Raw genomic sequence first — 18,705 nt, forward strand, 5'->3', positions numbered from 1 at the left:
ACGTGACGCTGTCGCTCCCCGAGGAGTTCCGGTGCGAGGCGGAGGTCGAGGTCGACGGCGAGGAGGTCGAGCTCGAGATCGAGCTCAAGTGGTCGCCCGGCCCGGGATGACGGGGCGCGCCCGGCTCGCCGCGATCGGGGCTCTCCTCCTCCTGGGGGTCGTCCTCGTGGCCACGGTGCTGGCCCTGATCGGTGACCTCTGGCGGATCCCCGTCGCCGCGGCGCTGCTGGCGGTCGCCCTCGGGGCGTCGTGGTTCGCCCTCACCCGCACCGGCGCCCGCCGGTTCCTCGCGGGCCTGCTGGCGCTGCTCGCGGTCGTCGCCTTCGTGGTGCTGTCCCTCGGCTCCTCCGGGCTCGTGTCGATCCTGGTCCGGGTCGCGCTGCTCCTCGCCGCGGTGGCGCTCGTCCGGTACGTCGTGGCGCATCACCCCCGCACCGCCGACGAGATGCCGGCGCGGACGGTGCCACCCGCCGGTCACGGGGTCCTGATCATGAACCTGAGGAGCGGCGGGGGGAAGGCCGAGCGGTTCGGCCTCGAGGGGCAGTGCCGCCGCCGGGGGATCGAGTGCGTCGTCCTGGAGCCCGGGGACGACCTCCTCGCGCTCGCCGAGGAGGCCATGGACCGCGGCGCGGACGTGATCGGCATGGCCGGGGGCGACGGTTCCCAGGCGCTCGTGGCGAGCGTGGCGGCGCGGCGGGGTGTCGCCATGGTGGTGGTCCCCGCCGGCACGCGGAACCACCTGGCCCTCGACCTCGGTCTCGACCGGGACGACGTCGGCGGCGCCCTCGACGCCTTCGGCGAGGCGGTGGAACGGCCCATCGACCTCGCCGAGGTCAACGGGCACGTCTTCGTCAACAACGTCTCGCTCGGGCTGTACGCCTCGATCGTCCGCTCGCCCGCGTACCGCGACGCGAAGGTCGACACCGCCCTCGGCGCGCTGCCGACCGCCCTCGGGCCCGGGAGCACACCGTTCGACCTGCGCTTCACCGGGCCGGACGGCGAGCCCCGCGACGGCGCGCACGTCGTGCAGATCTCCAACAACCCGTACGGGCGCACCGCCGGCACCAGGACACTGCGGCCCCGCCTCGACACGGGCCACCTCGGGGTGGTGGCCCTCGTGCTCCGCGGGGACCGTGCGGCGGAGGCGTTCACCGCGGCACTCGCGATCAACCGTCCCGAGCGCTTCTCGGGCTACCTCGCGTGGGAACCGACGACGTTCCGCGTCGACTCGACCGGCGGGATCGACGTCGGCCTCGACGGCGAGGCGCTCCGGATGGACCCGCCGCTGCACTTCCGGGTGCGGCCCGGCGCCCTCCGGGTCCGCCGGCCCACCCGCACCGTCACCCGCGCACCCACCCCGCGCGAGCTGGGAGCGCGCTCGACGGTCCGCGTCCTCTGGGCCACCGCGGTGGGACGACCCACCCCCGAACCGGCCGTGCTCCCGTGACCCCGGCGGCTCCCGGACCCGGGAGGACCACCACCCGCACCGATCGCCGTGCCCCCGCGGGCGCACCCGTCGACCGCGACCACCGGGTACGGGCTGGGAAGGCCGCGCGGGCGGAGGTGCCGCGATCCGGCCAGGCCGACTTCACCCCGGCCGCCGACCGGCCCGACCCGGTCGCGCTGCTGGAGCGCCAGGGGCTGACCCGGCTCCCCGAACTGTTGCCGGTCCGCTACGGCCGCATGGCGTCCTCGCCGTTCGCGTTCTACCGCGGGGCGGCCCTGCCGATGGCCGCCGACCTGGCGCGGACACCCCGGACCGGCCTGATGGTGCAGGCCTGCGGCGACGCCCACGTGGCCAACTTCGGGGTCTTCGCGTCCCCGGAGCGCAGCCTGGTCTTCGACATCGACGATTTCGACGAGACCTCGACCGGCCCGTGGGAATGGGACGTCAAGCGGCTGGCGACGAGCGTGGAGATCGCGGCCCGGAACAACGACTTCTCCGCGAAGGAACGACGCCGCGCCGTCCGCGCGACGGCGGCGGCGTACCGGCGCGCGATGCGCGGCTTCGCGGGGATGGACACGCTGGCCGTCTGGTACGCGCACGCCGACGCGGACACCCTCACCTCGCTCACGGAGGTGCACCTGGGCGGGGTCGCGCGCAGGAAGTTCGAACGCGCCACCCGGAAGGCGCGCACGAAGGACCACCTCGGGGCGCTGGACCGGTTCGCCGTGGTGGCGGACGGCGTGCCTCGGCTCACCGCGGAACCGCCGCTCATCGTGCCGCTGCGTGACCTCGCCGGCGACACCGCGGACCCCGACGCCCTCGAACACCAGGTGCGCGACCTCCTGCTCGCCTACCGGGCGACGCTCGAGCCCGAACGCCGGGTGCTGCTCGACCAGTTCCGGCTCGTCGACGTCGCGCGCAAGGTGGTCGGCGTCGGAAGCGTCGGCACCCGCGAGTGGATGCTGCTGCTGCTCGGTGTCGGCGGCGACCGCCTCGACCCGCTGTTCCTCCAGGCCAAGGAGGCGGGACCGTCGGTCCTGGAGGAGTTCGTCGGGCCGAGCGGGTTCGAGAACGCGGGACAGCGGGTGGTCGTCGGGCAGCGGCTGATGCAGGCGGTGAGCGACATCTTCCTCGGCTGGGTCCGCGCAGACGGCCTCGACGGGCGGCCCCGCGACTTCTACCTGAGGCAACTGCGGGACTGGAAGGGATCGGCGGACGTCGACACGATGCGGCCGGCGGGGATGCAGGCCTACGGCGAGGTCTGCGCGTGGACCCTGGCCCGGGCCCACGCCCGGTCGGGCGACCGGATCGCCGTCGCGGCCTACCTGGGCGGCAGCGACGCCTTCGACGAGGCCGTCGCGGCCTTCGCCGACGCGTACGCCGACCAGAACGAGCGCGACCACGCGCAGCTGGTGCGCGCGATCGCGTCGGGTCGCCTCCCGGCCGAGAGCGGGGGGTAGCCCGCGAGGCACCCCCGCCCCCGGGGGCCGGTCAGGACCGGAGGTGCTCGAGGAACCAGTCGCGCGCCGGGACCATCGAGGCGTCGAAGCCCTTGACGTAGGCGTCGAAGTGACCACCGGGCAGGATCACGAGCTTCTTGGGCTCACGGGCCTTCTGGTAGGTCGCCAGCGCCAGCTCGGTCGGGGTCAGGACGTCGTCCTCGGCGACCAGGACCAGCAGCGGCGTCGGGGCGATGCGGTGGACGTAGCTGTCGGGCTCGTACTCCCGCAGCATCTCCACCGAGCGCAGCGTGATCTCGTTGCGCCACGACGGGGCGCGCAGCTCGTGGGTCTCGGTGAACCACCGGTAGGAGTCCGCGGTGGGCATCGCCGCCGGGCCGGCCGGGTCCTCGCTGACCGCGGGAACCGTCTGCGGGGCCTCGCCACGGAACCGCGCCTCCCGGTCGGCGTCGAACATGTCCCGGAAGCCGCCGATCAGGTCCGAGCGCACCAGCGAGCGGATGTTCTCGTAGCCGCTGACCAGCGGGACCTGGGACACGACGGCCTTCACCCGCTGGTCGATGGCGCCGACGACCAGGACGTGGCCCCCGGAGTAGCTCGACCCCCACACCCCGACGCGACTGCGGTCGACCTCGGGGAGGCCGATCGCGTAGGTGATCGCGTGGCGGTAGTCGCGCACCTGCGCGACCGGGTCGATCTCCTGGCGGGGCTCGCCGTCGCTGGCGCCGAAGTTCCGGTTGTCGAAGACCAGCGCGCCCAGACCCGCCTCGGCGAAGGCCTCGGCGTACTCGTCGAGGTACATCTCCTTGACCGCCGACAGCCCGTGCGCCATGACGATCACCGGAGCGGCGCCGCTCACCCCGGCCGCGGGGTAGAACCACCCCCGCAGCGTGGTGCCCTCGGCGTCGAACTCGATGTCCCGTCGAGCCATGTGGCCCTCCCACGGTCGTGACGGTCGGCCCGGGACGAGTCCTCGCCCGAGTCGCTGTGACCCCAGTCTCACACCTCGACGCGTCGAGGGTCAGGACTCTCGGAGTGCCGCTGCCGACTGTGCGTGAGCCTTGAGTACGGTCCGTGGCAGCGGGTCGTCGTGGCTCGGCGGATCCGGGGGGATGCGGGAATGACGACCGTGGCACGGGAGGTCGCGCGCAGCGGCGCCACGACGGATCGCGAGGAGGCCGGACGGCCGTCGGGGGGCGGCCGGGGCGGGGGGCCGCTCCGGCGACCGGCCCGGCGACCGGACCCTCTCGTGTGGGGCCCGGCCGGGCTGACTCTGGTCGTCGCGCTCGGGTTCGTGCTGGTGAACACCGCCTACGACCAGGGCCGGTACTCCCCGCCGCTCGACGACGCGTACATCCATCTGCAGTACGCGCGCCAGATCGGGCTCGGGCACTTCCTGCAGTACCAGACGGGCCAGCCGCCGAGCACGGGCGCGAGCAGCCTGCTCTACGTGCTCGTCCTCGGGGCCGCCTTCGCGCTGGGGGCACAGGGCGGCCTCCTGCTGTACGCCGCGGTCGGCCTGGGTGTCCTGTCTGCCGTCGCCACCACCGTGCTCGTCGCGCACCTCGGGCGCACCGTCGCCTCTCGACGTGTCGGTGCGGTGGCCGCCGTGTTCACCGCCCTGTGCGGACCGTTCCTCTGGGGAGCCACGAGTGGCATGGAGGTCGGCCTGGTGGCCGCCCTCGCCGTCGGGACGGTGCTGGCGTTCGCCCGCGAGCAACCGACCGCGCGCTTCCGCGCCACGCCGGTGGTCGGGATGTTCCTCGTCCTGGCTCGGCCCGAGGGTCTGGTCCTGGTGATGGCGATCTCGGTCGCCGTCGCGGTGACGCTCGTCCAGGCGGTGCGGTGCGGACGTCTCGGGGCCGCCGCCACGGCGGGCACCGCCGCCTGGTGCACCCTCCCGCTGGTCGTCGCCCTCGGCCAGCGACTGCTCTACCGCGCGCTGACCGGGTCGTCGGAGAACAACGGGGTGCTGGCGAAGTCGTGGCTCTACCAGCCCCTCGGCTCGCCGGTCGAGGTCGTCGACCGCATGGCCACGAACGCGCGGGAGGCCGTCTCGACCTACGGCGGGCTCGACGGGGTGGGCGTCGTCGCCCCGGGAACCCTCCTGCTCGCGGCCCTCGGGATCGCAGCGCTCGTGTTCGACCGTCCGCGCCACCGGGTGCTGGCGGGGGCGCTCGCGCTGGGCCTGCTCGGCATCGTCGTCGCCGACTCGACGCTGATGACGGCGCTCTGGCAGAACGGGCGCTACATGAGCCCGTTCCTGCCGCTCGTCCTGCTGCTGGTCGTCCTCGGGACGCGGACCCTGGGTCGGGCCGTCCCGCGCCCCGAGCAGAGCCGCGTCGTGGTGGCCGGCATCGTCGGCGTCGTGGTGCTGATCGCGGCGGTGTCGGATCCGACCTGGGCGCTCCGGTCGGCCCAGCAGGGGGCCGGCATCCGGGAGGCGGCGCTGTCCCCGGCGATGTGGCTGCGCGGCAACACGCCACCGGACGCCCGGATCGGGGTCAACGACGTCGGCGCGACCGCCTACTTCTCCGACCGCCGGGTCGTCGACCTCATCGGGCTGACCACGAACGGGCTCGCGACCCCCTCCGTCGAGGGCACCGGTGCCCTCTACGAGGCGCTCGCCCGGATGCCGGCCGATCAGCGCCCGACGTACTTCTCGGTCTTCAAGGACTTCATGGACGTGGACTTCGAGGCCATGTCGGCTGCGGGCGTGCTCTCGGAGAAGCCCCTGACGACGTTCGAGACCCGCTCCCCGGTCCGCGACGTCGCCCTCGGCGGCGTGTGCCAGTCGAACGGCGGATGCGAGGAGACCGACGTGTGGGCGGCGGACTGGTCCGTGGTCGGCAGCGGGAACCGACCGGAGACCCCGGTGCCCGGGCGCATCGTCGACCGCGTGAACGTGGGCGACCTGACCGACGAGGCCGCCCACGGCTACGGGGTCGACCGGGCCCTCGTCGGGATGAAGGCACCGACCATCCTGCGCGGGAAGCACGCCCCGGACGGCCGCCGCGTGGTCGACTCCGGACGCGACGTGGTCGGCGGCGAGCACTTCACCCTGCGTGGGCTGACACCCGGCGTGCCGGTCGTCCTCACGAGCCGGGTGGAGGCGCGCGAACCGCTGGTCGACCGCAACACCCAGGCCGGTGTCGTCGCGGTCGGGGTGGATGGCCGGGCCGCCGGCGACTGGACGTTCCCCACGGACGCGTCGTCGTGGGTCCAGACGTCGGTCGTCCTTCCCGGCAACCTGATCACTGCCTCCGAGGCCACGGTCACCGTCGGCCCGCGCCAGCCCTACCTGCAGCCGTACCCGGCCTATCGCTCGTTCGACTACTGGGCCAGCCAGTAGCCCTCACCCGGCCCCGTGTGACGTCAGCAGGTCGTCGAGGCCGATCCGTCGGTAGAACTCGGTCCGGATGCGGTCCCCGACGGCGTTGACGACCTCGGCGCCGTCGTCGGCCGGGTCGACGTGCACCCGGAAGGGCCGCTGCCCGGCCGGGGTGTCGACGATGCGCACCATGGCTCGGGCGACCTCGGCGGGGTCGGCGTCGTTCGGGGCGAGCTCCGCGAGGCGAGCACCGACCTGGTCCATGAGCCCGGCGTAGCGCTGCTCGTAGGCCTCGACGACGGCTTCGTCGGTGGCGTGCCCGGCGTGGGCGAAGTGGTTGGTGCCGCTGGTGAACGATCCGGGGACCACGATGCTGGTGTCGACGCCGAAGCGGGCGAGCTCGGCGGCGTAGCTGACGGCCAGCGAGTCCATCGCCGCCTTCGCCGCGAAGTAGGGCGCGAGGTAGGGCGGGGTGCCACCGCGGGTGCTGGTCGATCCGACCCAGAGCACGAGACCGTGGCCCTGGGCGCGGAGGTGGGGCAGCGCGGCGCGGTTGACCCGCTGGGTGGAGAGCACGTTGACGTCGTAGACGGCGGCGACCTGCTCGGGGGTGAACGCCTCGGTCGGACCGAGGACCATGTGCCCGGCGTTGTGCACGACGACGTCGAGGCGGCCCGCGTCCCGCGTGATCGTCGCGATCGCGGCGTCGACCGACGCCTGGTCGGCGACGTCCATCTCGACGGTGCGCAGGTCGACCCCGTGCGCACCCGCGTAGTCGGCCGCGTCCGTCACGGCCGGGGCGTTGCGCCCCTCGGTGTCGCGGATGCCGGCGTAGACGGTGTGCCCGGCGTCGGCGAGGGCGCGGGCGCTCATCGCGCCGAATCCGCTGGACGCGCCGGTGATGACGATGACCTGGTCCATGACTGCTGCTCCTCCTCGTGGGTTCGTGGTTGGCCGGGTCACGCGAGGCCGCCGTTGCTGAACAGGGTCTGGCCGTTGATCCACCGGGCGGGCCCGGCCAGGAAGGCGACGGACTCGGCGATGTCCGCGGGCTGCCCGAGGCGCTCCAGCGGCGTGGCGCCGGCCAGCCCCGCGATCTGCTGCTCGGTCTTGCCGTCGAGGAACAGCGGTGTCGCCGTCGGTCCGGGGGCGACGGCGTTGACGGTGACGTCGCGGCCGCGCATCTCCCGGGCGAGGATCAGCGTCAGGCCCTCGACGGCGGACTTGCTGGCCACGTAGGCGGCGTAGCCGGGCAGCGACGTCCGCGTGACCGAGGTCGAGAAGTTGACGATCGCCCCGCCGTCCCTTACCCGGCGCGCGGCGAGCTGGGAGACCACGAACGTTCCGCGGATGTTGGTGCGGTGCATGCGGTCGAGGTCGTCGAGGTCGAGGTCGGCCACCGGTGCGAGGACCATGATCCCCGCCGTGTTGACCACGACGTCGAGCCCGCCGAACTCCGCCTCGACCGCGTCGAAGGCCGCGGTCATCGCGGTCTCGTCGGCGACGTCGCCGCCGACGGCGATTGCACGCCCGCCGGCCGCGGTGATCGTCTCGACGACCTCCTTCGCCCGGGCCTCGTTGCCGGAGTAGTGCACGCCCACGGCCATGCCGTCCGCGGCCAGGCGCTCCGCGGTGGCCCGGCCGATGCCCCCGGACCCGCCGGTCACGAGCGCGACGCGAGTGGTGGTGCTGCTGGTCATCGTTCCTCCCAAAATTGTGGACGATGTGTTCATATAGCACCACGATGTGGTCGGCCTGTCCACAAGCGAGTCGAGAGACGCGCGCCACAAGTGGACGTGATGTACTCATGTGTCGAGGAGGAGGACCCGATGACGCAGACGAGCAGTGCGGGTCGGCGTGGGCGGCGGCCCGCCGCCGAGGTGCGCGGGGAGGTCCTGGCGGCGGCGGGTGAACTGCTGTTGGCCGAGGGCCTCGACACGCTGACCTTCGAGCGGGTCGCCGCCCACTCGGGCGCGAGCCGCACGACCCTGCACAAGTGGTGGCCCTCGCGGGGCGCCCTGGCACTCGAGGCCTACTTCGAGACGGTGCGCGAGACGCTCGCCTTCCCCGACACCGGCGACATCGCTGCGGACCTGACCCAGCAGCTCCGCGCCTTCGCGCGGCTGATGACGACCACGCCCGCGGGCCGCGTGCTCAGCGAGATCATCGGCGCGATGCAGACCGACCCGACACTCGCGGCGGCCTACCGCGCGCAGTACTCCGCGCCGCGCCGCGCGCTCGCCGTCGCGGCCGTCGAGCAGGCCCGCGACCGCGGTCAGGTGCGCGAGGACGTCGACGCCGAGGCCGTGGTCGACCAGCTCTGGGGAGCCTGCTACCACCGGCTCCTGATCCCCGACCAGCCGGTCACCGAGGAGTTCGCGACGACCCTCGTCGCCCAGCTGGTCCGGGGGCTGCGGAACGACTGAGGCCCGACCCGGTGCGGCTCACGCCGGCTTGGCGATCACCATCACGGCGAGCCGCCAGTCGAACCACGGCGCGGAGGACTCCGCCTCGATCGTCCGGGCGAGGTGCCCGTCGAACAGTTCGGCCGCGACCGCGGGGCGCCGGTCCGGGTCGAGCCCCCGGAGCAGCGACGGGCCGAAGGACACGCGCAGGGCGGCGGCCACCGCGGCGGCGTAGTCGGGGCCACCGGCCCCTCCGGTCTGCTGCCACAACGGATCGCCGAGGTCGACGAGCTCCAGCTGCTCGAGCTCCAGGTCGTGGCGGACGCGGAACGGGGCCCGCCACTCGGCCTCGGTGCGGTACCACGCCGGGATCGTCATCGCGGCGCGCTCCGCGTCGGTCACCGCGCCGCGCCCGACGAGGTCCGCCACGCCGTCGGCGACCGCGTCCATCGCGCGCTCCGCCCCGGACCGACGGGTGCGCCCGTCACCGTGCGCCGCGCCGACGACGACCACCAGCCGGGCCCCGGGGAGCATCTCGGCCGCCCTCGCCGTCAGGAAGGCGGCCCAGTCGGCGGCGCCGGCCCGCGCCCAGACGTCATCCTGGTCCGCGGTCGCGGTGCTGGGCCAGAAGCCGTCGAGCGGGCCCGGGACGGCGCTGAGCCAGTGCAGGGCGATCGAGCTCCACCCCAGACCGACCGAGGCGTCGGGGAGCAGCTGTTCGTAGAACGAGCCGCCGACCGCGGCCGTGTACACCCCGGGCCGCCGGTAGCTGCGGGGATCGTGCGCGACGGTCCCGAAGAGGGACGCGAAATCGTTGTCGGGCAGGTCCGTGTGGAACACCCACACGGGCTGGTCCGCACCGCGCGCGCGCCGGACCTCCTCGACCACGGCGCTCACGGGGGCCAGCGAGTTCCGGCCCTCCGAGGCGCCGTAGTCGACGACGGTGACCGCCCCGGCCGGACCTGCGGGGGCCGTCGCCGCGGCCGCGCGGACCAGGTCGAGCCCGAACGTGACCGACGCGGCCTGGGCCGACGCGTTGGCGTTGTAGTGCCCGCCACCCTCCATGGCCGTGGACATGCGCTCAGGCTAGATCGGGCCGGGACCAGCGGGGAGTCTCGTCCCCCGAGCCGGGGACCGCCGGACCGATCGTGCTGGACGGGCGTCGCACCCCGTTCCCGGCGCACCCGGCCCGACAGCGCGTCACCCTGCTGCTTCGCGACGTGGGCCGCCGCACTCATCGGAACCACATGATCCGGTCGCGACCCTCGGCGACCATGAGCCACCCTGCCCCTGGTGACCCGGCGGCCCCAGATCGCTCCCGCAGGCCCTCCGGCCCGCCGTCCGGCCTTCGGCCCGCGGCGAGCAAGGTCCCCGAGATCACCCTGGGGTTCTGGGTCGCCAAGCTGCTCACCACCGGGATGGGCGAGACCACCTGGGACTGGTCGGCGATCGCACTCGGCCCGGTCCCCGCGATCTGCCTGAGCGGCCTCGGATTCGTCCTGGCCCTGGGACTGCAGCTGCGGGAGCGGGCCTACCGGCCGTGGGTGTACTGGTTCGCGGTCCTCATGGTCAGCGTGTTCGGCACGACGTGCGCGGACGCCGTCCACGTGGTGCTCGGAGTGCCCTATGCGGTCTCGACGGTGGCGTTCCTGCTGGCTGTGCTCGCGGCCTTCGGAGTCTGGTACCGCGTCGAGGGCACGCTGTCGATCCACACCATCGACACCCGCCGTCGGGAGCTCTCCTACTGGACGGCGGTCATCATGACCTTCGCGCTCGGAACGGCCCTGGGCGATCTCACGGCGACCACCCTCGGGATCGGGTACGCCGCGTCCATCGTGATCTTCGGCGTCCTGTTCGCCCTCCCGTTCGCGGCGGCGCGGTGGACGTCCGCGAGTGCCGTCGGCACGTTCTGGGTCGCGTACGTGATGACGCGCCCCTTCGGCGCCTCGGTGGCGGACTGGGTCGGCGTCCCCGCTGTTCGCGGGGGCGTCGGGATCGGCACCGGCTGGGTCTCCCTGGTGGTGCTGCTCGCCATCGTGGGAGTGGTGCTCGGCTTCGAGATCCGGGTGCGGCGACCGGCCGGGTCCACCTCGCCGGCGGCCTGAGACGGCCCCGGAGGGTCGAGTCGGTCCGCCGAGCGAGCGCGCCACCGCTCTTACCCGACTCCGACCCGCCGTACGTCGTCGCTTCACTCGTGACGATCACGCTCGGGAGGAGTTCGCACCCATCACCGCCCACAGTGCCGGGCATCTCGGAGGTCCTCACCGTGTCCCTGTCGATCGCGTCGGACCCCGACGCGTCGCTCCGTCGGCTCGTCCCGCTCGCCGTGGCGAGCCGCCCCCGACGGGACGAGGCGCCCCCCGGCACCGTGGCGACGACGGGCCGCGTGCTCGTCGTCAGCGCGACCGTCGGCCAGGGCCACGAAGGCGCGGCGCGTGAGCTCGCCCGCCGGTTGACCGCGCTCGGCGTGCACGTCGAGGTCCGCGACTACCTCGACGCGCTGCCCCGGGTCGCCCGCGGGGTTCTGCGGGATCTCTACCAGCCCACCGTCCAGTACGCCCCCGCGCTGTTCGACTCCCTCTTCCACGGCCTCGAGCACGACGGCGCGCTCCGGCGCACGGCCCGCGCGGTGTGCCGCTGGGCGGAGCCCGAGGTGGAGCGGTGGGCCCGTGACGCGGACGTCGTGGTCACCACCTACCCGCTGGCCGGCCAGACCCTCGGTGCGCTGCGTGAGCAGGGCCGTCTCGCGGTGCCCACCATGACCTACCTGACCGACCCGGCCGCGCACGCGACGTGGTGCCACCCCGCCGTCGACCACCACCTCACGGTCACCTCCGCCACGGCCCTCGACGCACGCCGCTACGGGGTCGGGGCCGGCGCCACCGGGCCGCTCTGCGCACCCACTTTCACCCGTGCGCAGCGCTCCCGGGAAGCCGTGCGCGACGAGCTCGGTCTCCCCCGGGCCGCGCCCCTGGCCCTGATCAGCGCGGGATCGCTGGGTATGGGCGCGATCCCCCGCACGGTGCGCGATCTCCTCGCGCACCCTGACCTGCGGGTGGTCGTGCTCTGCGGGCGCAACACCCGGCTCCGGCGCCGACTCGGGCGCGACGGCCGGGTGGTCGCGCTCGGTTGGCGCGAGGACGTCAGTGACCTCATGGCGGCCGCTGATGTCCTGGTCCACAACGCCGGTGGGCTCTCGCTCACCGAGGCCCTCGCCGCCGGGCTGCCCGCGATCACCTACCTGCCCATCCCGGGGCACGGTCGCGCCAACGCCGAGGTCCTCGCCAGGGCGGGCATCGCCCCGTGGCCCCGCGACGCGCGCGAGCTCGCGGACACGGTCCAGCGTGTCGTCCGCGAGCCGGCACGCCGGCACCGCGCGTGGTGGCCGCGCGGAGCCGACCCCGCCGGCGTCGTCCAGGGCGTCCTCATGGCCCGGCGCACGTCCTCGGCGCACCTCGTCGCCCTGTGATGAGCGGGACCCTTCCGGCCGTGCTGTGCGCGGTGGCCGCGGCGACCCTGCTCGGCTGTGCCACGGTGGCCCAGCGACGCGGGATGAGCGCCTCCACCGGGCCGCCCGCCCCCGGGGGCCTGGCGGCGACCCTGGTCCGGAGCCGATGGTGGTGGGCGGGCACGATCGCCTCGGTCGCCGGGCTCGGTCTGCAGTTCCTGGCCCTGGCAAGCGGTCCGCTGATCGTCGTGCAGACGGTCATGGTGGCGAGCATCGTGGTCACCACCCTGGCGGAGTCGGTGCTCCTGCGACGCCGCCCCACGCCGCGGCGGTGGACGGGCATGGTGATGACGACGCTCGGGCTCGCGACCGTCCTCCTCGCGCTGTCCCCCACCGGGGCCGCCGTCGCCGTCACCCCCTCGGCGACGTCGGTGGTGGTCCTGGCGGGCCTCACGCTCGCCGTCTCGGCCGGGGCAGCGTTGCGGGCGCGTGTCACCGCGACGGCCGGGCTCGCGCTCGCGGTCGCGACCGGCCTCGGGTACGGCGTCACGGCCGTGGCCCTCAAGACCGTGGGCACCGAGCTCGCCTCCGGGTGGACCGCCCCGCTCGGGCACCCCGCACTGTGGACCGCCGTCGTGGTCGGGCCGCTCTCGGTGCTGCTGAGCCAGCACGCCCTGCGGCGTGCCCGGGCGGTCGCCGCCGCGGTCTCCGTGATCGTCGTGATCGACCCGGTGGTGGGCCTGCTCGCCGGCGTCGCCTGGTTCGGCGAGCACGTCGTCGTGACCCCGCTCCCGCTCGCGGCCGCCCTCGCCGGGGCCGTCGCGGTGGTCGTCGGGATCGTGTTGGGTCACACGGACGGTCGGACCCGTCGGCAGGACCGGGGCTGTGCGTCGACGGCAGGGTCGGACCGGGCGACGACGTCGGTCGGAGGCCGCAGCGGCCCGTGACACGCTCACCGCGGGAGGACGGATGAACGGCGCGTCGGTCACGGTCGGCTGGGGTCTCGCGGTCGCGCTGGTGGCGCTGGTCGGCATCGCCGTAACGGTCTCGCTCCTGGCGCGGTTCGGGATCTCCAGGGCGCTGGTCATCGCGTCGGTGCGCGCGGTGCTGCAGCTGGCCGTGGTCGCCACGATCATCGTGGCCGTCGTGCGTTCGTGGTGGCTGACCGTCGCGTTCGTGCTCGTGATGCTCGGCGTCGCCTCCCTCACCTCGGCACGCCGGATGACCCGGCACCGCAGCGGGTTCCTCGCGGCGGCGGCCATCGGTGCCGGGGTCCTGCCGGTGCTCGCGCTCGTCCTCGTCAGCGGCGCCGTGCCCCTCACGGGCATCGCGGTCGTCCCCGTCGCCGGCATCGTCATCGGCGGGGCCATGACCGCGACGTCCCTCGGCGGGCGCCGGGCCCTGGATGATCTCGAGGCCCAGCGCGACCAGTACGAGGGCGCTCTCGCCCTGGGCGGGCGCCGCCGTGACGCCGCCATGATCGTGTGCCGCCCCGCGGCGACCCAGGCACTGGTGCCACCGATGGACCAGACGCGCACCGTCGGCCTCGTCACCCTGCCCGGGGCGTTCGTCGGCGTGCTCATCGGCAGCGGCAACCCGATCCAGGCGGCGGCCGCACAGATCCTCGTCCTGATCGGCCTCCTCGCCGCGGAGACCGTCGCCGTCGCCGTCGTCCTCGAGCTCGTCGCCCGCGGCAACCTCGTGCGCGCATCGGAGCCGCAGCGCCCCTGACGATCAGAGGTGGAGGTCCGGCTCCCGACGGTGCCGCACGATCAGCAGGACGCCCGAGACGACCAGGGCCGCGGACCCGACCGACCAGACCACCACGCGTTCGGGCTCACCGATGACGCTCACGAATCCATCGGCGAGGGCCGCCAGCCCGACGAGCACATCGATGACCACGCCGGTGAGGCGCAGGACCCGTGAGGACGGGTCCTCCCCCAGCCGCCACCACCCCACGGTCGCGGCGCAGAGGAACGCGACCCCGATGAGGACCAGCAGGAGCGCACCGGCGACCGAGGCGGTCACCGCGGCCGCCGGGGAAGCACGCCGGGGCGGGCCGGACGAAGCGTGGAGATCGAGCTCATGACCCGATGGTGGGCGGCGGTCGATGTGTGCCGGATGAATGTCGCAGGGCTCTCCCGGCGCGAATGGGCACATCGTCTTCTCATCCACGATTCGGATGCTTCGCCGCCATGCCCTCTCAGCACGCGGCGACCAGGTCGCGCACGTTGCTCAACAAGGTGCCCGAAGTCACCGTCTGGTTCTGGCTGATCAAGGTGCTCTGCACCACCGTCGGCGAGACCGCCGCCGATTTCCTCAACGCCGATCTCGGGCTGGGGCTGACCGGCACCTCGATCGTGACCGGTCTCCTGCTGGCGATCGTCCTGGCGTTCCAGATGCGGGCGCCCGGTTACGTCGCGGGGCTGTACTGGGCGACGGTCACGTTGGTCAGCGTGTTCGGGACACTGGTCACCGACAACCTCACCGACAACCTCGGCGTGCCGCTGCCGGCGAGCTCGGTGGTGTTCGGGATCGCCCTGGCCGTGGTGTTCGTGGCCTGGTACCGCGCCGAGGGCACCCTGTCGATCCACTCGATCGTCACCCGCCGCCGCGAGGCGTTCTACTGGCTGGCGATCTTCGTGACGTTCGCGCTGGGCACCGCGACCGGGGATCTCATGGGCCAGGCGCTCAGTCTCGGGTACGTGGTCTCCGCGCTCGTGGTGATCGCCGTGGTCGCCGTGGTCGCTCTCGGTTGGCGGCTCGGGCTGCACCCGGTGCTCTCATTCTGGATCATCTACGTGCTGACCCGACCGCTGGGGGCCTCGTTGGGTGATCTGCTGGCCCAACCGGTCGACCAGGGTGGCCTCGGGATCGGCACCACTGTCACCAGCGTCGTGTTCCTGGTGGCGATCGTCGGCGCCGTCGTCTACCTGCACCTGAGCCGGGTCGACGTCATCGACGGCGAGGACCGGCGTCCGGTGAGCACCCGGGAGGCGGAGCGGGACGACTCGTCCCCCCGTGGGCTGCTCCAGACCATCGTGGTCGTCGCGGTCCTGCTCGTGCTCGGCGCGGTCGGTTATGCGGCCCGCGTGAACGCCCTGTCCCAGGACCCCGGCTCGGCGGAGGCACCCGCCACCGCCGCACCAGCGGGCGCCCCTGCCGTCCCGGGCGCCGCTTCGCCCGGCCCGAACGCCACGCTCGGGGACCTCTCGAGCTTCCGGACGATCACCCAGGACACCCTGGGCCTGCTCCAGCGAGGCGACCAGGCGGGTGCCACCGCCCGGGTCGACGACCTGGAGACCGCCTGGGACCAGGCGCAGGGCCGGTTGCAGGCCCGCGACGAGGCCGCCTGGACCCGGGTCGACGGCAGGATCGACACGGTGCTCACGTCGCTCCGCGCGAGCAGCCCGGACCCGGCCGCCGAGACGAACGCGCTGAACGACCTCCTCGCGGCGCTCCGCTGATCGCCCCAGCCGAACAGGGCCGTTCTCATCGTCGTCACACGGGGGTCGCAGACGATGGCCCCCGTCGTCCACCGTGCGCCGCGAGCGACGCGCGTGGTCCCACCGGTGCGCGCGCCCGTGCGTGACCCCGTTCCAGGAGCTTCCGTCGTGCATCAGTTGAGCTGGCTCGAGGCGATCGTGATCGGCGCCCTCCAGGGCGTCGCCGAGCTGTTCCCCGTCTCCAGCCTGGGCCACAGCGTGTTGCTCCCGGCCGTGATCGGCGGCAGCTGGGCCCAGGACCTCGACGTCTCCGCGCCGGAATCGCCCTATCTCGCGTTCATCGTCGGGCTGCACGTCGCGACGGCCTTGGCGCTGATCGTCTTCTTCTGGCGCGACTGGGTCCGGATCGTCCGCGGCCTGGTCACCAGCATCGTGCGCCGCGAGGTGAAGACCTCCGAGCAACGGCTGGGCTGGCTGCTGGTGCTGGGCACGATCCCCGTCGGGATCGTCGGTCTGCTGCTCGAGCACACCTTCCGCACCGTCCTGTCCCGGCCGGTGCCGACCGCGGTGTTCCTCGTGATCAACGGTCTGGTGCTGCTCGGCGCCGAGGCGTTGCGGCGACGCGCGACGGCCCGGGTGCCGGCGACGGAGCCGGTCCCCGCGCCCGCCGGGGGGCGCGGGGACGCGGACCCGGCCTCACCGACGGTGACACTGCGGGTGGGGGACGCCACGGCGACGATGGCGGACGCGTCGGACGACCGGCTGGGCCGGATGCCGGCCCTGCGCGCGGTCGGGATCGGGGCGGCGCAGATCACGGCGTTGTGCCCGGGGATCTCCCGCTCCGGCGTCACGATGGCCACCGGGCTGCTGCGCGGCCTGTCCCACGAGGACGCGGCCCGCTTCTCGTTCCTGCTCTCGACCCCGGTCATCCTCGCGGCCGGTGTCCTCAAGCTGGGCGACCTCGCCGGACCGCTCGGCGACGGGGTCCGCCCGCAGATCCTCGTCGGGAGCCTCCTCTCGTTCGTCGGCGCCTACCTCTCGGTGCGCTTCCTGACCAGGTACTTCGAGAACCGGTCGCTGCGTCCGTTCGGGGTCTACTGCATCGTCGTGGGGGCCGCGTGCCTGGTCTGGTTCGGCATCCGGTGACCTCCTCCGGTCGGACCGCCGTCGTCGCTGCCGTACCGGCGTACATCGTCCTCACACCGGCGTCCTCGTAGCGTCGGAGGATGTGAGACCCGTCGCCGCCACCGCGCTCGCCGCACTCGGGCCCCAGTGGCTGGACCCGCAGTACCTGATCTCCGTTCTGGGGCCCTGGGCGCTGGCGGGCGTGGCACTCATCGTCTTCGCCGAGTGCGGGTTGCTGCTCGGGTTCTTCCTGCCCGGCGATTCGCTGCTCTTCGTCACCGGACTGGCCGTGACGACCGGACTGATCGCCACCCCGCTCTGGCTGGTGTGCGTGGTCCTGGTCGTCGCCGCCTTCGCGGGCAACGTCTGCGGGTACTACGCGGGGCGCGCGGCCGGACCGGCGATCTTCGACAAGCCCGACTCCCGGCTGCTCACGCGGGAGAACGTCGAGCGCACCCAGCGCTTCTTCGACAAGTACGGCAACCGCGCGATCCTGCTCGGCCGCTTCGTACCCGTCGTGCGCACCTTCATCACGGTGATGGCGGGCGTGGGCCGCATGAGCGCCCGCCGCTACCTGGTCTTCTCCGCCGCCGGGGCGCTGCTGTGGGCGGCCGGGGTGACCCTGCTCGGCGCGGCCCTGGGCCGGTTCGACGTCGTCAGGAACAACATCGAGGCGATCCTCGTCCTCGTCGTCGTGATCTCCCTGGTGCCCGTCGCGATCGAGGCCTGGCAGGCTCGCCGCGAGCGGAAGCGCGGCGCCCCCTCCCCCGAACCGGAGCGCGAACCGGGCGCCACATGACGCTCACATCATCAGCGGGGGACCGTGGGGCATGCTCGACGAACCCGTCCGCCTCCGACGGACCGTCCGGTCGCGCCGCACCGCCCTCGGGGTGTGCGGCGCGGTCGTCGCGTTGCTGCTGGCCGGTTGCGGCGCGAGCGCTGCCCCGGCGTCCCCGCTCGTGCCCAGCGTGCCCGGCGCGGTACCCCGGCCGGATCACGTGCTCGTCGTGGTGTTCGAGAACAAGGACGACGAGCAGATCGTCGACAGTCCACAGGCGCCCTATCTGACCGAGCTGGCCCACCAGGGCGCGAACCTCACCGACGCGCACGGCGAGACGCACCCCAGCCAGCCGAACTACGTCGCGCTGCTCTCGGGGTCCACCCAGGGCGTGACCAATGACGCGTGCCCGCAGGACCTCGGCGGCGCACCCACCCTGCCCGGCCAGCTGACCGCCGCGGGCCTGAGCTTCACCGGCTTCTCCGAGGGTCTGCCCGCACCGGGCTTCACCGGTTGTTCGAGCCAGGACGGGCGATACGCCCGGAAGCACAACCCCTGGGTCGACTTCACCTCGACACCTCCGGGAGCGAACGCGCCGCTCAGCGCTCTCCCCACCGACTACGCGACCCTGCCGACCGTCGGTGTGGTCATCCCGGACATGTGCCACGACATGCACGACTGCCCGGTGTCGGCGGGCGATGCATGGGCCCGGGACCACCTGACGGGATACGTGCAGTGGGCACGGAACCACGACAGCCTGCTCGTGATCACCTTCGACGAGGACGACGGTCGCAGCCAGAACCACATCCCGACCCTGCTGGTCGGGCCGATGGTGCGCCCCGGAGACGTGGGTGGTCGCGCCGATCACTACACCCTGCTGCGCACCATCGAGGACATGTACGGCCTGCCCGCCCTCGGCGGGGCCGCACACACCGCCCCGCTGACCGACATCTGGCAACGCTGAGCCCACGGGCCGATCGCCCGGGCGCGGTCCTCATCGGACGTACACGAGAGTCGGCCTACCGTTCCGATCCATGCGGGTCCTGGTGGTCGAGGACGAGGTGCGGATGGCCGCGCTGATCCGTCGCGGCCTGGAGGAGGACGGCTACGCCGTGGACGTCGCGACCGACGGTCCGGACGGGTTGTGGCAGGCCCAGGAGTTCGTCTACGACGCGATCGTGCTCGACGTGATGCTGCCCGGCACCGACGGCTTCGAGGTGTGCCGACGGCTCCGGGAATCCGGCCGCTGGTCGCCCATCCTCATG

At 73.5% G+C, this 18,705-nt stretch carries 18 protein-coding genes; 13 read left to right on the forward strand and 5 right to left on the reverse strand.

Annotation, left to right across the window (positions count from 1 at the left end):
• Positions 1-106: 106 nt before the first annotated feature.
• Both AC0CYZ_RS18995 and AC0CYZ_RS19000 read left to right on the forward strand, forming a co-directional pair.
• On the forward strand, positions 107-1,447 hold the full coding sequence (locus AC0CYZ_RS18995) for a diacylglycerol/lipid kinase family protein (protein ID WP_472218140.1): 1,341 nt from the start codon (positions 107-109) through the stop codon (positions 1,445-1,447).
• A gap of 116 nt (positions 1,448-1,563) precedes the next feature.
• Positions 1,564-2,907: a DUF2252 domain-containing protein gene (locus AC0CYZ_RS19000; RefSeq protein ID WP_472218142.1), complete on the forward strand. Its 1,344-nt coding sequence runs from the start codon at positions 1,564-1,566 to the stop codon at positions 2,905-2,907.
• 31 nt (positions 2,908-2,938) lie between these two features.
• On the opposite strand, the gene AC0CYZ_RS19005 is transcribed toward AC0CYZ_RS19000, so the two are convergent.
• Positions 2,939-3,838 carry an alpha/beta hydrolase gene (locus AC0CYZ_RS19005; RefSeq protein WP_472218143.1) on the reverse strand — a complete coding sequence of 300 codons (900 nt, stop codon included), beginning with the start codon at positions 3,836-3,838 and terminating at the stop codon, positions 2,939-2,941.
• Between the two features lie 318 nt (positions 3,839-4,156).
• Here AC0CYZ_RS19005 and AC0CYZ_RS19010 point away from each other — a divergent pair, with 318 nt between their 5' ends.
• Positions 4,157-6,259, forward strand: coding sequence for a hypothetical protein (locus AC0CYZ_RS19010; RefSeq protein WP_472218144.1), 2,103 nt, complete (start codon positions 4,157-4,159; stop codon positions 6,257-6,259).
• Between the two features lie 3 nt (positions 6,260-6,262).
• Here AC0CYZ_RS19010 and AC0CYZ_RS19015 read toward each other — a convergent pair whose 3' ends face one another.
• Together AC0CYZ_RS19015 and AC0CYZ_RS19020 are read right to left on the reverse strand one after the other, a co-directional pair.
• Positions 6,263-7,159 carry an SDR family oxidoreductase gene (locus AC0CYZ_RS19015; protein ID WP_472218146.1) on the reverse strand — a complete coding sequence of 299 codons (897 nt, stop codon included), beginning with the start codon at positions 7,157-7,159 and terminating at the stop codon, positions 6,263-6,265.
• A gap of 38 nt (positions 7,160-7,197) precedes the next feature.
• Entirely contained in the window at positions 7,198-7,938 is a 741-nt protein-coding gene (locus AC0CYZ_RS19020; RefSeq protein ID WP_472218148.1) for an SDR family oxidoreductase, read from the reverse strand.
• Positions 7,939-8,067: 129 nt separating this feature from the next.
• On the opposite strand from AC0CYZ_RS19020, the gene AC0CYZ_RS19025 reads away from it, so the two are divergent.
• Complete coding sequence (locus tag AC0CYZ_RS19025; protein WP_472218150.1) at positions 8,068-8,664, forward strand: TetR-like C-terminal domain-containing protein; 597 nt, start codon at positions 8,068-8,070, stop codon at positions 8,662-8,664.
• 18 nt (positions 8,665-8,682) lie between these two features.
• Here AC0CYZ_RS19025 and AC0CYZ_RS19030 read toward each other — a convergent pair whose 3' ends face one another.
• A complete protein-coding gene (locus tag AC0CYZ_RS19030) occupies positions 8,683-9,720 on the reverse strand; it encodes a class I SAM-dependent methyltransferase (RefSeq protein ID WP_472218152.1) in 1,038 nt (345 codons plus the stop codon).
• 197 nt (positions 9,721-9,917) lie between these two features.
• Here AC0CYZ_RS19030 and AC0CYZ_RS19035 point away from each other — a divergent pair, with 197 nt between their 5' ends.
• From AC0CYZ_RS19035 to AC0CYZ_RS19050, 4 genes are all read left to right on the forward strand, one after another.
• On the forward strand, positions 9,918-10,748 hold the full coding sequence (locus tag AC0CYZ_RS19035; RefSeq protein ID WP_472218154.1) for a COG4705 family protein: 831 nt from the start codon (positions 9,918-9,920) through the stop codon (positions 10,746-10,748).
• Positions 10,749-10,909: 161 nt separating this feature from the next.
• Positions 10,910-12,112, forward strand: a complete 1,203-nt coding sequence (locus tag AC0CYZ_RS19040) for an MGDG synthase family glycosyltransferase (RefSeq protein ID WP_472218156.1) — start codon at positions 10,910-10,912, stop codon at positions 12,110-12,112.
• Positions 12,113-12,132: 20 nt separating this feature from the next.
• Positions 12,133-13,038 (forward strand): DMT family transporter, encoded by a 906-nt coding sequence (locus AC0CYZ_RS19045; RefSeq protein WP_472218158.1) that lies wholly within the window; start codon positions 12,133-12,135, stop codon positions 13,036-13,038.
• Positions 13,039-13,060: 22 nt separating this feature from the next.
• Positions 13,061-13,822 (forward strand): ABC transporter permease, encoded by a 762-nt coding sequence (locus AC0CYZ_RS19050; protein ID WP_472218160.1) that lies wholly within the window; start codon positions 13,061-13,063, stop codon positions 13,820-13,822.
• Positions 13,823-13,825: 3 nt separating this feature from the next.
• Here AC0CYZ_RS19050 and AC0CYZ_RS19055 read toward each other — a convergent pair whose 3' ends face one another.
• Positions 13,826-14,119, reverse strand: a complete 294-nt coding sequence (locus AC0CYZ_RS19055) for a hypothetical protein (RefSeq protein WP_472218161.1) — start codon at positions 14,117-14,119, stop codon at positions 13,826-13,828.
• Between the two features lie 167 nt (positions 14,120-14,286).
• Between AC0CYZ_RS19055 and AC0CYZ_RS19060 the strand changes: the two genes are divergently transcribed.
• From AC0CYZ_RS19060 to AC0CYZ_RS19080, 5 genes are all read left to right on the forward strand, one after another.
• A complete protein-coding gene (locus AC0CYZ_RS19060) occupies positions 14,287-15,558 on the forward strand; it encodes a COG4705 family protein (protein WP_472218162.1) in 1,272 nt (423 codons plus the stop codon).
• 147 nt (positions 15,559-15,705) lie between these two features.
• Positions 15,706-16,683, forward strand: coding sequence for an undecaprenyl-diphosphate phosphatase (locus tag AC0CYZ_RS19065; protein ID WP_472218163.1), 978 nt, complete (start codon positions 15,706-15,708; stop codon positions 16,681-16,683).
• An 82-nt stretch (positions 16,684-16,765) separates the two neighbouring features.
• A complete protein-coding gene (locus AC0CYZ_RS19070) occupies positions 16,766-17,461 on the forward strand; it encodes a DedA family protein (RefSeq protein WP_472218164.1) in 696 nt (231 codons plus the stop codon).
• A gap of 31 nt (positions 17,462-17,492) precedes the next feature.
• Positions 17,493-18,404: an alkaline phosphatase family protein gene (locus tag AC0CYZ_RS19075; RefSeq protein WP_472218166.1), complete on the forward strand. Its 912-nt coding sequence runs from the start codon at positions 17,493-17,495 to the stop codon at positions 18,402-18,404.
• A gap of 70 nt (positions 18,405-18,474) precedes the next feature.
• The coding region (locus tag AC0CYZ_RS19080) for a response regulator (RefSeq protein ID WP_472218168.1) at positions 18,475-18,705 on the forward strand (231 nt) is incomplete at its 3' end.

Source organism: Actinomycetospora sp. (genome assembly GCF_055612215.1).